12 protein-coding genes and 1 pseudogene are annotated in these 13,871 nt (G+C 68.7%); 8 read left to right on the plus strand and 5 right to left on the minus strand.

Annotated features, from left to right (window positions below; translation table 11 throughout):
- Positions 1-836 (plus strand): tetratricopeptide repeat protein (locus F3J10_RS30065; RefSeq protein WP_167243629.1); only part of this gene is annotated, 836 nt, incomplete at its 5' end.
- 251 nt (positions 837-1,087) lie between these two features.
- On the opposite strand, the gene F3J10_RS30070 is transcribed toward F3J10_RS30065, so the two are convergent.
- Positions 1,088-1,507 (minus strand): DUF1842 domain-containing protein, encoded by a 420-nt coding sequence (locus F3J10_RS30070; RefSeq protein ID WP_025101048.1) that lies wholly within the window; start codon positions 1,505-1,507, stop codon positions 1,088-1,090.
- A 332-nt stretch (positions 1,508-1,839) separates the two neighbouring features.
- Positions 1,840-3,453, minus strand: a complete 1,614-nt coding sequence (locus F3J10_RS30075) for a methyl-accepting chemotaxis protein (protein ID WP_167243630.1) — start codon at positions 3,451-3,453, stop codon at positions 1,840-1,842.
- 304 nt (positions 3,454-3,757) lie between these two features.
- On the opposite strand from F3J10_RS30075, the gene F3J10_RS30080 reads away from it, so the two are divergent.
- The 7 genes from F3J10_RS30080 (at position 3,758) to F3J10_RS30110 (ending at position 12,753) form a co-directional block, all read left to right on the plus strand.
- Entirely contained in the window at positions 3,758-4,789 is a 1,032-nt protein-coding gene (locus F3J10_RS30080; RefSeq protein WP_167243631.1) for a TRAP transporter substrate-binding protein, read from the plus strand.
- 4 nt (positions 4,790-4,793) lie between these two features.
- The gene (locus F3J10_RS30085; RefSeq protein ID WP_167243632.1) at positions 4,794-6,701 is read left to right on the plus strand and encodes a TRAP transporter large permease subunit; all 1,908 of its coding nucleotides are present in this window, start codon (positions 4,794-4,796) and stop codon (positions 6,699-6,701) included.
- Between the two features lie 19 nt (positions 6,702-6,720).
- Positions 6,721-7,770: a LacI family DNA-binding transcriptional regulator gene (locus tag F3J10_RS30090; protein ID WP_025101044.1), complete on the plus strand. Its 1,050-nt coding sequence runs from the start codon at positions 6,721-6,723 to the stop codon at positions 7,768-7,770.
- Between the two features lie 12 nt (positions 7,771-7,782).
- On the plus strand, positions 7,783-8,799 hold the full coding sequence (locus F3J10_RS30095) for a hydroxyacid dehydrogenase (RefSeq protein ID WP_025101043.1): 1,017 nt from the start codon (positions 7,783-7,785) through the stop codon (positions 8,797-8,799).
- Positions 8,796-9,632, plus strand: a complete 837-nt coding sequence (locus F3J10_RS30100; RefSeq protein ID WP_167243633.1) for an amidohydrolase family protein — start codon at positions 8,796-8,798, stop codon at positions 9,630-9,632. Before F3J10_RS30095 ends, F3J10_RS30100 begins: the two co-directional genes overlap by 4 nt.
- Before the next feature lie 405 nt (positions 9,633-10,037).
- Positions 10,038-10,463 (plus strand): hypothetical protein, encoded by a 426-nt coding sequence (locus tag F3J10_RS30105; RefSeq protein WP_167243634.1) that lies wholly within the window; start codon positions 10,038-10,040, stop codon positions 10,461-10,463.
- Between the two features lie 100 nt (positions 10,464-10,563).
- Complete coding sequence (locus F3J10_RS30110; protein ID WP_025101040.1) at positions 10,564-12,753, plus strand: phospholipase C, phosphocholine-specific; 2,190 nt, start codon at positions 10,564-10,566, stop codon at positions 12,751-12,753.
- An 88-nt stretch (positions 12,754-12,841) separates the two neighbouring features.
- Here F3J10_RS30110 and F3J10_RS30115 read toward each other — a convergent pair whose 3' ends face one another.
- From F3J10_RS30115 to F3J10_RS30125, 3 genes and pseudogenes are all read right to left on the minus strand, one after another.
- Complete coding sequence (locus tag F3J10_RS30115) at positions 12,842-13,042, minus strand: hypothetical protein (protein ID WP_167243635.1); 201 nt, start codon at positions 13,040-13,042, stop codon at positions 12,842-12,844.
- Positions 13,043-13,053: 11 nt separating this feature from the next.
- Positions 13,054-13,632 (minus strand): GNAT family N-acetyltransferase, encoded by a 579-nt coding sequence (locus F3J10_RS30120; protein ID WP_025101038.1) that lies wholly within the window; start codon positions 13,630-13,632, stop codon positions 13,054-13,056.
- Positions 13,633-13,657: 25 nt separating this feature from the next.
- Positions 13,658-13,871: pseudogene (locus F3J10_RS30125) on the minus strand (amino acid ABC transporter ATP-binding protein); the annotation flags it as partial.

Genomic DNA, 13,871 nt, shown 5'->3' on the forward strand with positions numbered 1-13,871 from the left:
TGGGCGCGGCCGGCCGCGACGCGGAATCGCTCGGCCATTACGCCGAGGCGCTGCGCGCCGCGCCCGATGACCTGGTCACCCTGGTGCGCCAGGGCAACGCGCTGCTGGCGCTGCGCCGCCATGCCGAGGCGCTGGCCGCCTTCGATCGCGTGCTCGCGCTCGCCCCGCTCACGCTCGACGCGCTCTGCAATCGCGGCGCCGCGTTGCGCGCGCTGGGCCGGCCGGCCGACGCGCTCGACAGCTACGAGCGCGCGCTGATGGTCGCGCCGCGTTCGTTCGAGTCGCTGTTCAACCGCGGCCTGGTGCTGCGCGATCTCGGCCGCCACGCCGATGCGCTGCTCTCCTTCGAGCGCGCCGCCGAGATCCAGCCGGGCATCGCCGCGATCCAGGCGATGCGCGGGCGCGGCCTGCTCGACCTGGGGCGGCCCGGCGAGGCGCTCGACGCCCTCAACGAGGTGATCGCCGGCGATCCCGGCCATCTCGACGCGCTTGGCGACAGCGCCGCGGCGCTGGAACAGCTCGGGCGCCTGGACGAGGCCATGGCGCGTTGCGAGCGCGTGCTGGCCGCGCAGCCGGGCCATCACGCCGCGCTGGCCTGCCGCGCCAACCTGCTGCTGCGCGCCGGGCGCGCCGACGAGGCGCTGGCCGGCTACGACGCGATCCTCGCGCGCGAGCCGCGTTCGCCGGCGGTGCTCTGCAATCGCGGCAACGCGCTGCGACTGCTGGCGCGCCATGAGGAAGCGCTGGAAAGTTACGATCGCGCGCTGGCGCTCGATCCTTCATTGGCCGCCGCCGCCGAGGCGCGCCGGCAATTGATGGCGGACCGGGCGCGATGAATATCGGCGCGCAAACGTTCAATGCGACTCGATATTGCAATTGGATTCCGCCGGCGCAGATTTTCAGGCGACCCGGCGGAAATTCGAATTATCCATCCATAGGCCGCATTCGAATGACCGGCAATCCGATTAATCGCCGACTTAATACCTTACCGCGCCGCACCAATAAAAAAACCCGCCCGATCGGATCGGGCGGGTTTCAATCGCTCGTCATGCGCGGCGAGTCGCGCCGCGCATGCAACCGGCACGCCTCATGCGGCCCGTTCGTTTTCCTGCAGCAGCCACTGCACCGCGACTTCCTGGTCCTCGACGCGATGGACCGTCTCGCCCTGCACGTAGGTATAGGACGCCTTGCCGGCGCGGCCCCACACGCTGTCGAGCTGGATCAGCAGCTCGGTGACGTGCGGCGCGCCCAGCAGCGGCGGAATCGCCGTGCCCTGCAGTGCATAGACCTGCTTGGCACCGCCGACGCCCAGCGAATGCACGGAGCCGTGGAAGGCCGATTGGTTGTGCAGCGGCGGGTTGGTGGCCTGGCTCAGCACGCCGTGGCCCGTCACCTGGCTGGTGCCCTGCGGCACGGTGAGGATGGCCTTGAGCAGCAGCCCACCGGGCAGGCCCAGCTTGCCGATCGTGAAATTGCCGGTGTGATTGAAAGGATGAAGTTCTGCCATGATGGTCCCCGTAGGTGGTTGAATGGCGATTTTCGTTTTACCGCGTCATCCCCGAATTAATCGAGGACAATAGAAAATTAGCATGCGGGTTTTCACATCACCACTGACAGATTTACGAGGTTGAATCGTTAAAATCAAAAAATTATCGAATACATAGGCGACGATTTGATTATCAAGATAATAGGAAGGTATTTAATCGAGTCATTAATGGAGTCCGACTCGATCAGTTTTTTCCCAAATCCAGGGATTTGAATCGGAGCCAATGCAATCGGCCCGGCGCCTCCCGCCAGGGAAGCACCGGGCCGATCGTTTCCCGCCGCCGGGGCCTTGCGTCAGGCGAACTGCCGCTCCACGCGCGCCAGGCGCTCATCGTGCCGCATCGCCGCCTCGGCCGGCCGCATCACCGCGTCCGACACCTCGAACACCGACACCGCCGCCTTCAACTGCTCGGTCTGCTGGTGCAGCGAGGAGGCCGCCGCGGCCGCCTCCTCCACCAGGGCGGCGTTCTGCTGGGTCATCTCGTCCATCTGCGCGACGGCCATGTTGACCTGCTCGATCCCGGCGCTCTGCTCGCGCGAGGAGGCGCTGATCTCCTCCATGGTCTGCGCCACGCGCGAAATGGTGGTCGAGACCTTGCCCATCGCCTCGCCGGCGTTCTCGACCAGCTCCGCGCCGCCGCGGATCAGCTCCACCGATTCGTTGATCAGCGCCTTGATCTCCTTGGCCGATTGCGCGCTGCGCTGCGCCAGGCCGCGCACCTCGCCCGCCACCACCGCGAAGCCGCGGCCCTGCTCGCCGGCGCGGGCCGCCTCCACCGCCGCGTTGAGCGCGAGGATATTGGTCTGGAAGGCGATGCCGTCGATCACCGAGATGATCTCGGCGATGCGGTCCGAGCTCTGCGCGATGCTGTGCATCTTGTCCACCACCTGGTTGACCACCTCGCTGCCCTGGGCGGTCGCCTCCAGCGCGCCGGCGGCCAGGCTGTTGGCCTCGCGCGCGTGCTCGGCGTTGTGGCGCACGGTGGAGGTCAGCTCCTCCATGCTCGAGGCGGTTTCCTCCAGCGAGGCGGCCTGGCTCTCGGTGCGCGCCGACAGGTCGGCGTTGCCGGTGGCGATCTCGTCGGCGCCCAGGTGGATCGCGTCGGCCGATTCGCGCACCAGCCTGACGGTGCCCGCCACGCTGGCCTGCATGTTGGCCAGGCCGGCGAACAGGTGGCCGATCTCGTTGCTGCCGCGCGCGGCGATCGGCGTGTCGAGCTTGCCGGCCGCGATCCGGTCGAAGTGGCGCCCCGCTTCCTCGAGCGGCGCGACCAGGCCGCGCCGCAGCCCGAGGTGGATGGCCGCCGTGACGGCGGCCAGGAACAGCAGGATCACCACGCCCACCAGCTTGAACAGCGACAGGCGCGCGTCGATCGCGTCGAGCGAGGCACGCCCCGAGCTGCCCGCATAGGCCTCGAAGCCGCGCACCTCCTTCAGGTAGTTGTCCTGGAAGGACTGGGTGGGCTGGTCGAGGAAGGCCTGCACGTTGCCGGCATCGAGGAACTGCGCCAGCTCGCCGAGCGCGGCGTGGTACTTGCCGTAGCGATCCACCAGCTCGGCCGCACCGGGCGCGGCGTGCTCGCCGCGGCTGGCCTCGGCGAAACGCGCGAAGCTCTGCTCGGCCGCGCCGAGCTGCTCGCGCGCGTGCTGCACGATGTCGGTCGGCTCCACGCCGCCCTTCACCATGCGCGTGCCGGCGCGCGAGAGATTGATGCGCGCGTCCATCAACTGCTGGGTGGCATCGGTGACGGACTTCATCTGCTCGACGGCCACGTTCGACAGTTCGATGACGTTGTCGTGCGTGCGCGTGAGCGCCCAGTAACCGAGCGCGGCCGTGACGAGCTGGAACGCGCAGAACGCGACCAGGACGCACAGCAAGCCGGTTGAAACCTTGATTTTGCTGAACATGCTAATTAACGGAATGAGCGTCGGGGGATCCGACGCTGCGTAACCGCGGTTAACGGCCCGCGCGCCAGCGGCTTGAATCGCAATTCGGGCCATGGCTTCGCCTCGTCGTCTCAAAAAGGCACCAGGAACGGGCAGGCCCGCCCCACGAGGGCAAACCCCAATGACATCCGATCCCGACGACGTTTACTGTATCGATACACTAAATCGATACAGTGTCGAGCGACGGGCCGCGCCGATACCGGGACACCTTCAATCACGAACCAGCCCTGCCCGCTGCACGGCAACGGCAACCAGGAGACACCACATGCAGTCGACTTCCCGCAGACGCTTCCTCCAGACCGCCTCGGCGGCATCGCTCGCGGCCGCGAGCCTCGGCCTGCCGGTCCTGGCGCACGCCGATGCGCCCATCGCGCTGCGGCTGTCCTCGTCGATGCCGGCCAACGAGAACGCCGCGCATTACGTCTGGTACCAGCACCTGGCGGCGAACCTGAAGGCCAGCGTGGGCGACAGGATCCGCATCGACTTCTTCCCGAACAGCCAGCTCGGCAAGGAAAGCGACGTGGTGCAGCAGGTCAAGGTGGGCGCGGTGGACATGATGGTGTCGGGCTCCTCGATCTGGGCGACGGTGCTGCCCGAGCTCGGCATGCTCGACCTCGGCTACCTGTTCGACGGCTTCGACCACGTCGGCCGCGCCATGGACCGCTCGGTGGGCGCCTCCTTCGACAAGCTGCTGCAGCAGCGCGCCGGCTGTTCGGCGGTGGCCTGGGGCTATTCGTTCGGCGGGCGCAACGTGTTCACCAAGAAGCCGGTGCAATCGCTGCAGGACCTGAAGGGCCTGAAGCTGCGCGTGCTGCCCACGCCGGCCTTCATGGACACCTTCCGGCTGATGGGCGCGGTGCCCACCCCGATCCCGGTGGGCGAGCTCTACATGGCCGCGCAGACCGGCGTAGTGGACGGCTTCGAGCACGACTGCGCGACCGTGCTGGCCAGCAAGTTCGACGAGGTGGTGAAGTCCTGCTGGCAGACCCAGCACGTGTTCAGCCCGGTGGTGGCGGTGATGGGCCGCCGCGCGCTGGCCAAGATTCCCGAGGCGCTGCGCCCGGCCTTCCAGGCCGCCATGCAGGACGCCACCGCCAAGCAGCGCCAGGCCGCGATCCAGACCGCCGCCGCCGCCGAACAGCAACTGAAGCAGCACGGCATGCGCTTCACGCCGATGTCGCCGGTCGACCGCGATGCGGTGCGCCACACCATGCAGACCCAGCTCTACGCGAGCTTCTCGAAGCAGTACCCGGCCACCTCGCCGCTGTTCCAGGCCATCGCGGCCGCGCGGAGCTGAGGCCATGCGCGCCCTGTCCACCTCCCCCGATCCCTCGGCGGCCTCGCCCGAACTCGCCGCGCCGGCCGCCGCCCGGGCCGGCACGCCGCTGGCGCGCGGCCTGGCCGCGCTGCTGCACGGCATCGAGTATTTCTGCGCGGCCGTGCTCGCGGCCGACGTGGCCGTGGTGTTCGTCTCGGTGATCTACCGCTACTTCCTGCACAACCCGGTGGACTGGGCCGAGGAGGTGGCGGGCGCGCTGATGATCGTGCTGGTGTTCTGCGGCGCGGCCAGCGTGCTGGCGCGCAGCCAGCACGTCGGCGTCGACCTGTTCCGCGGCATGCTGCCCGGGCGCTGGCAAGCCACCCTGGTGCAGGCCGGCCACTGGGTGATCGCCGCGGTGGCGGGCAACCTCTGCGTGTCCTCGGTGTTTCTGCTGCTCGATTCCTTCGGCCAGCAGACGCCCAGCGGCCTGCCCGCCTGCATCAACGTCTATCCGCTGGCGGCCGGCAGCACCTTCATGACCGTGTTCGGCCTGGCCAATGCCCTGAACGGCCCGCGCCGAGAGGTGCTGCGCTCGCTGGTGCTGTGCCTGGCGGCGGCGGGTGCCGTGTTCGGCTGGAACGCGCTCGCGCCGGCCCACGCGATCGGCCCGGGCCTGCTGATGGCGGCCGGCTTCGTGGGCGGCCTGCTGCTGGGCGTGCCGATCGGCTTCGTGCTGGCCTTCTCGGCCCTGCTCTACTTCCTCGCCGAACCCTCGCTGCCGATGCTGGTCTACGCGCAGCAGGTGATGGCGGGCACCGATCACTTCGTGCTGCTGGCGATCCCCTTCTTCGTGCTGGCCGGCCTGCTGATGGAAAGCAACGGCATGTCCTCGCGCCTGATCGAGCTGCTGCTGCGCCTGTTCGGGCGCGTGCGCGGCGGCCTGGGCCTGATCACCATCATCGCCACCGCCTTCTTCTCGGGCGTGTCGGGCTCCAAGCTGGCCGATATCGCCGCGGTGGGCGGCGTGGTGATGCCGGCGGTGCGCCAGAGCCGCGAGGATCCCGACGAGGCCGCGGCGCTGCTGGCCGCCAGCGCGGTGATGGCCGAAACCATCCCGCCCTGCGTGAACATGATCATCATGGGCTTCGTCGCCAATATCTCGATCGCGGGGCTGTTCCTGGCCGGCGTGGTGCCGGCCGCGGTGCTGGCCGTCGCGCTGGCCGCGGTGACCGTGATCGCCGGGCGCCGCATCGACCTGGCCGCGGCGCTGCCCAACCCGCGCAACTGGCTGCCGCTGCTGGGCGGCGCGCTGGTGGCCCTGCTGATGATCACCATGATCGGCAAGGGCGTGACCTCGGGCATCGCCACCTCGACGGAAGTCTCGGCCTTCGCGGTGGTGTATGCGCTGCTGGTGGGCTGGCTGGCGTTCCGCGAGTTGAACCCGCGGCTGATCGTGCGCGTGTTCGTGCGCGCCGCCTCGATGGCCAGCAGCATCCTGTTCATCGTGGCGGCGGCCTCCAGCGTGTCCTTCGCGCTGACCATCGAGCAGGTGCCGATGCTGGTGTCCGATTCGATGATCGCCTTCGCGCACCAGTACGGGCCGACCCTGTTCATCATTCTGTCGGTACTGCTGATGATCGTGTTCGGCGCGGTGCTGGAAGGCGCGCCGGCGCTGATCATCTTCGGCCCGCTGCTCACCCCGATCGCCATGCAGCTGGGCATCAACCCGCTGCACTTCGGCACCGTGATCGTGGTGGCGATGGGCCTGGGCCTGTTCGCGCCGCCCATCGGCCTGGGCCTGTTCGCGACCTGCGCGATCACCGGCACCGAGGTGAAGGCGGTGGCGCGCCCCATGCTCAAATATCTGGTGGTATTGTGCGCGGCTCTCGTGGTACTGATCCTGGTACCGTCGTTTTCCCTGTGGTTGCCGACCCGGCTCGGCCTGTAGCCGGTAACAAGATCCAGACATGAGCACCATTCAGGATGTCGCGCGCCAGGCCGGCGTGTCCGTCAGCACGGTATCGAACGTCCTCAACGGCCGCATCGACCAGATGCGCGAGGACACGCTGGCGCGCGTGCGGGCCGCGATGGAGGCGCTGCAGTATCGCCCCAGCAAGCTCGCGCGCCAGCTCAAGACCGGCCAGACGCCGCTGGTCGGCCTGCTGCTGCCCTCGATCGCCAACCCGATGTTCGGCTACATCGCGCGCGAGATCGAGACGCTCGCGCAGGAGCGCTACGGCCATCGCGTGCTGATCGGCAACACCTATCGCGACCCGCGCAAGGAAGCCTCGTTCTTCGAGGACCTGTTCTCGCAGGGCGTGCGCCGCGTGATCGTGCTCTCCTCGCTGGCCGACGAGGGCCACCTGGAGACCGCCGCCGCGCGCGGCATGGTGGTGGTCAGCTACGACCGCCGCGCGATCGACGGCGAACCCAGCCGCATCGACCACGTCACGCCCGACAACTTCGGCGCCGCGCGCCTGGCCACGCGCCACCTGATCGAGCACGGCCACACGCGGCTGGCCTACGCCACCCTGGCCGGCGTCACCATGAGCCGCCGCGACAAGATCGACGGCTTCCTGGCCGCCGCGGCCGAAGCGGGCCTGGCCGCCAGCGCGCGCGTGCTCGACAGCGGCCACGTCGACGAATACGGCGATTCGATGATCGCGCAGAACGGCCTGGAGCTGGCGCGCCGGCTCGCGCTCGACGCCGAGCGCCCGAGCGGCATCGTGGCCGTCAACGACCTGATGGCGCTGGGCCTGATGGCCGGCCTGCGCGAGGCGGGCCTGCGCGTGCCGGAGGATATTTCCGTGGTCGGCATGGACGGCCATTTCCTCGGCGCGATCTCGAACCCGGCGCTGACCACCGTGCAACTGCCGGTGCCGGCGATGGCCGCGGCGATGGTGGAGCGCGTGATGCGCGCCCCCGACAGCCCCCGCGAACACGAGCCCACGCTCTTTACGGACATCGCGCTCGTCGAGCGCGAATCGGTCGCGCGTCCGTCCCGGACCCGGCCTTAAAGGACTCTTCACATGACCCAGGTATTCGTGAGCCATCCGCGCTCGATGCTCGACCATTACTTCGGCGCGCACGCCACGGCCGCGCTGGGCGCGATCGCCGAGGCGCGCTTCAACCCCGAGGACCGCGAGCTGAGCACCGCGGAGCTGATCGAGGCGGCGCGCGATGCCGACATCATCATCGGCTATCGCCAGACGCCGGCGCCGCGCGCGCTGTTCGAGGCGCTGCCGGAGCTGCTGGCCTTCGCGCGCTGCGCGGTCGACATCCGCACCATCGACGTGGCCGCCGCCAGCGAGCACGGCGTGCTGATCACGCAGGCCAGCGCCGGCTTCATGGCCGCCGTCAGCGAGTGGGTGATCGGCGCGATGCTGGACCTGTCGCGTTCGACCACCGACTACGCCGCCGCCTACCGCCGCGGCGAGCGCCCGGTGCCGCGCATGGGCCGCGAGCTGCGCGGCGCCACGCTCGGCGTGATCGGCTACGGGCAGATCTCGCGCTATCTGTGCGAGCTGGCGCTGGCCTTCGGCATGCGCGTGGTGGTGGCCGACCCGTTCGCCACCGTCACCGACCTGCGCATGCACCAGGCCGGGCTCGAGGCCCTGCTCGGCGAGGCCGACTACGTGGTATGCCTGGCGCCGGCCAATGCCGACACGGCGCAGTTGATGAACGCCGAGCGTTTCGCGGCGATGAAGCCCGGCGCGGTGTTCGTCAATGCGGCGCGCGGCGAGCTGGTGGACGAGGCGGCCCTGCTGGCCGCGCTCGACGGCGGCCGGCTCGGCGGCTGCGCGCTCGACGTCGGCATGGCCGCCGACCAGATGCCCTCGGCGCGGCTGGCCGCGCATCCGCTGGTGATCGCCACGCCGCACGTGGGCGGCCTCACGCCCGGCGCGATCGAGCACCAGTCGCTCGAGACCGTCGCCCAGGTCGAGGCGCTGCTGCAGGGGCGCATCCCCGCCGGCGCCGTGAATGCCGCCCATGCCACGCGCCTGGCGCGTCGCCAGCCGATCGAACTCCAGGAGCCGAACCGATGAGCCCCGTGCACGCGCTGGCAGGCGCCTGCGACTGCCATGTCCACGTCTACGACGACGCCTACCCGCTCGCCCCGAGCGCGACCTTCGTGCCGCCGCCAGCGCCCGCCACCGCCTATCGCGACATGCAGCGCGCGCTCGGCCTGTCGCGCGTGGTGGTGGTGCAGCCGACCGGTTACGGCACCGACAACCGCTGCACGCTGGCCGCGATCGAGCAGCTCGGCGACGGCGCGCGCGGCGTGGCGGTGGTGGAGCCCGGCGTGGACGACGAGGAACTGCGGCGCCTGCACGCGGGCGGCATGCGCGGGCTGCGCTTCATGATGCTGCGCGGCGGCGTGCTGGGCTGGGATGCGCTCACGCCGCTGGCCTCGCGCATCGCCGCGCTCGGCTGGCATATCAACCTGCAACTGGACGGCCGCACCCTGCCCGACTACGAGACGCTGCTCGCGCGCCTGCCCACGCGGCTGGTGATCGACCATCTCGGCAAGTTCCTCGGGCCGGTGGCCGCCGACGGCGAGGCCTTCGCGGCGCTGTGCCGGCTGCTCGACGGCGGGCGCTGCTGGATCAAGCTGTCGGCGCCCTATGAGAGCTCGCGCGAGGGGCCGCCCGCCTACCAGGACGTGGCCTGGATCGCGCGCGAGCTGGCCGCGCGTTATCCCGAGCGCTGCCTGTGGGCCTCGAACTGGCCGCATCCGAACGTGAAGCCGGTGCCCGACGACGCGGCCCTGCTCGACTGGGCGATCGGCAACCTCAGCAGCGCCGCCACGCTGAAGCGGATCCTGGTGACCAATCCGGCCGAGCTGTATGGGTTCGCGTCAGGCGACGGCGCGGCCTGAAGAAACTCGGGCGGCCACCCGATCGCGGTGGCCGCCGATCGGCATCGAATTAAAAAATTTACAAGCCCGATCCGCGCCTCGCATCTTCAATACCTCGATTTTCAATACGGAACAATTTACTCAAATCGATTTCCGAATTCGATAAAAAATACTTGATACGAAATACGAATCGAATCGGCAATCTTCCCGGCAATACCACGTCAAAATCAGCAAAAATCAGGCTCATCAAGCATTTTCATCGAGTCGAATCGCTTTCAACCGCATTTCAATTACGCTTTACACCACACTGAAAACAAGTAATCCCGAATCGAATAATCGGGATCGCCATTCCATTCACAAATATGACATCGGCCTTGAATCAAGATATCGCCATCTTGAATTCGAACATAATCACAGGTCGGCAAAATGAAAGAATCGAGGGTTCTGGTGGTGCTGGCCGCGCTGCTGATGCTGGCCGGCTGCGACAAGGGAAATCCGGCCGGCGCCGCGTCCTCGCGGCAGGATTTCGCGGCGCTCTCGCTGCACCCGGCCGATAACGCGGGCGGCGCCAACCGCTTCGGCACCGCGCCCGATTCCGGCGCCCCCGGCACGGCCCCCGCCGCCGCGCCGCCCATCGCCGACACGCCGCACGACAGCACGCCGATCGACCCGCCCTCGCCGGCCATCGCGATGTCGGCCGGCGTGACCGAAACCGTCGATCCGCCGCGCGCCGCCCGGGCGCTGGCGCCAATCATCGATCCCGGCCACGGCGAGTCCGCCTGGCTGGCCGCCGAGCAATCCACCCCGGTCGTCCACTACCCGCCCGAGCCCGCGGCGGACGCCAGCAACTGACCGGCACCGAAGTCCTCAGCAGTCCTGGCAGTTCCCAGCAGTTCGCCAATAGAAAGCCGCCCACAAACGTATCACCGTATCTCTCACGAGAGGCCCGACCATGTCTACCTACAATCGACGACGCTTCCTGCAGACCGCCGCCTCGACGGCCGGCGCAGCCGCAGCCCTGACGGTGTTCCCCGATGCGATCCGCAAGGCGCTCGCCATTCCGGCGGCTTCCGGCACGGGTTCGATCCAGGACGTGCAGCACGTCGTGGTGCTGATGCAGGAAAACCGCTCGTTCGACCATTACTTCGGCCACCTGCGCGGCGTGCGCGGCTACAACGACCGCTTCCCGATCCCCCTGGCCAGCGGCCAGCCGGTCTGGTTCCAGCCGTCCAAGGCCAACCCGCAGACGCCGGTGCTGCCGTTCCGCTACAACGTCAACAAGATCAGCGAGTGCCTGGGCGACCTGGACCACAGCTGGTACCCGACCCACAACGCGATCAACAACGGCCGCATGGACGCCTGGCCGGCCAACAAGTCCGACCTGACGATGGGCTACCACGTGCGCGAGGACATCCCGTTCCACTACGCGCTGGCCGACGCGTTCACGATCTGCGATCACTATTTCTGCTCGATGCCGGGGCCGACCCACCCGAACCGCACCTACCTGATGACCGGCATGGTGGACCCGACCGGCAAGCAGGGCGGCCCGCTGCTGGACAACAACGACGCGGTCGACAACGACCTGCCGCCGAAGTGGGACCTGCTGACCTGGACCACCTACCCGGAGCGCCTGCAGGCCGCCGGCATCTCCTGGCAGCTCTACCAGCAGGGCGTGAACGGCAACGATCCGGTGAACGGCAACTACGGCACCAACATGCTGCCGAACTTCGCCAACTTCATCAACGCGCCGGCCGGCTCCGCGCTGCAGACGCGCGGCAACGCGGTGCGCACCCTGGTCGACCTCAAGAACGACGTGCTGGCCAACAAGCTGCCGCAGGTCTCCTGGCTGTGCCCGCCGGCGATCTATTCCGAGCACCCGAGCTACACGCCGGCCTACGGCGCGACCTACATCGCCCAGATCCTCGACGCGCTGACCGCGAACCCGGATGTGTGGAGCAAGACCGCCTTCTTCCTGATGTACGACGAGAACGACGGCTTCTTCGACCACATCGCCCCGCCGCAACCGCCGACCAACCGCGCCCAGGGCCTGTCGACGGTGGACGTGAGCGCCGAGATCCACAACGTGGTGAACCCGCTGCGCGGCGGCAGCTACACGGCCGACAACCTGCCCTACGGGATGGGCCCGCGCGTGCCGATGATCGTGATCTCGCCCTGGACCAAGGGCGGCTACGTCAACTCGCAGGTGTTCGACCACACCTCGGTGATCCGCTTCATCGAGCAGCGCTTCGGCGTGATGGAGCCGAACATCACCCCGTGGCGCCGCGCCGTGTCGGGCGACCTGCTGAGCTGCTTCGACTTCAGCACGCCGGACGCCGCGTTCCCGACGCTGCCCAACACCAGCAACTACCAGGCGATGTCCGACGCGTCCTGCCAGAACCCCAAGGCGGTGGTGCCGGCGGTGCCGAGCCCCACCTCGATCAAGGAACAGGAAACCGGCGTGCGCGCCGCGCGCGCCCTGCCCTACGAGCTGCACGCCAACGGTCGCGAAGTCAGCAAGGACAACGAATTCCAGATCAACTTCTCGAACACGGGCAAGGTGGGCGCGAGCTTCTACGTGTACTCGACCAACCGCAGCGACGGCCCGTGGCGCTACACGGTGGAGGCCGGCAAGTCGATCGCCGACACCTTCAACCTGGCCGGCACGGACGGCGTCTACAACTTCCTGGTGTATGGCCCGAACGGTTTCGTGCGCCAGTTCGTCGGCGCGATCCCGCAGGACAAGAAGACCCAAAACAAGTCGGCCAAGCCGGTGGTGGTGGTGGGCTACGACGCGGCCAACGGCAACGTCATGCTGAAGATCAGCAACAAGGGCGCCAAGGCCGTGAAGCTGTCCGTCACGGATAACGCCTACGGCGCGCAGACGCGCCACTTCTCGATCCCGTCGGAAGGTTTCGTCGAGGAAGTCTGGACGCTCAAGCACAGCCACCAGTGGTACGACCTGACCGTCTCCGACGGCGCGGCCTTCGCCTGGCGCGCCGCCGGCCACGTGGAGAACGGCAAGAGCAGCTTCAGCGATCCGGCCGCCACGCAGGTGGTGACCGAGCTGCCGAGCTCGATCACTGCCTCGCCGACGGCGATCGCGATGCAGGACCTGGACCTGCCGGACATGCTCGACGCCTGAGCGGTCGGGCCAGCCCGCCACGCCGGCCCCGCTCGCGCGGGGTCGGTCAGGGACGCCACCTGCACCGCGTGCCGGTGGCGTCGCCGTTTCAGATCACGTGCAGCACGCCGCAGACGAACACCGTCGCGGCCGCCAGGATCGCCACGCCGAAAACCAGGCCGGCCAGGTGCGCGCCGAGCAGGCGCCAGGCCAGCGCGGCTTCGCTGTCGCTCTCGTTCTCGTGCTCGCCGCTCGCCCGGGCACGGCCGGCGTGATCGGTCTTTCGCAGGGATTCGCCGGTGCAGGCCATGGTTCGCGAACTCAGCCCGCCGTGGCTTCGGCAAGCGCGGCATCGCCCCCGCCGGCCAGCCATTTGTCGAAGCGATAACCGGGTTCCACGTCCTCGCCGAAATCGTGCGCGTAGAACAGCCGATAACCGCTGCTCCGGTACAAGCCGATCGCCTCGGGCTGGCGCGGCCCTGTGCTGAGGTAGACGCGCGTGTAGCCGAGCGCCAGCGCGCGCCGCTCCAGCTCGACCAGCACGCGCCGCGACAAGCCCTGCCCGCGATGCTCGCGGGCCACCCAGATGCGCTTGAACTCGGTGGTGCCGGCCTCGGCGTGAGGCATGAAGGCGCCGCCCGCGATCGCGATGCCCTCGCGCAGCAGCAGCACCAGCGCGCCGAGCGGCGGCTCGAAATGCTCGGGCGGATAGCGCACGAACTCCTCGCGCAGCGCCTCGGGATCGACCAGCCCGGCGTAGCGGCTGCCGTATTCGTAGGCCAGTTCCTCGAACAGCGGCCGCGCGCGCGGATCGACGACGCTCACGCCGACAAACACCTCGCTCGCGCCCGAACGTGCCACCTCTCGCGCCGCCGGCGCCTCGCTCGCTGACACGCTCATCCCAAGCCCCCTCCTCGCTGACGCATCACAACACCTTCGACAGGAAATCGCGCGTACGCGGATGGGCCGGCTCGACCAGCACGCGCGAGGGCGGCCCCGATTCGAGCACGCGGCCGCCGTCCATGAACACGATGGTGTCGGCCACCTCGCGCGCGAAGCCGATCTCGTGCGTGACGATCAAGAGCGTGGTGCCCGAGTTCGCCAGCTGGCGGATCACGTCGAGCACCTCCTTGACCAGT

Origin of the sequence: Burkholderia sp. Cy-637 (assembly GCF_011753175.1) — a bacterium.
GTDB lineage: Bacteria > Pseudomonadota > Gammaproteobacteria > Burkholderiales > Burkholderiaceae > Burkholderia > Burkholderia gladioli.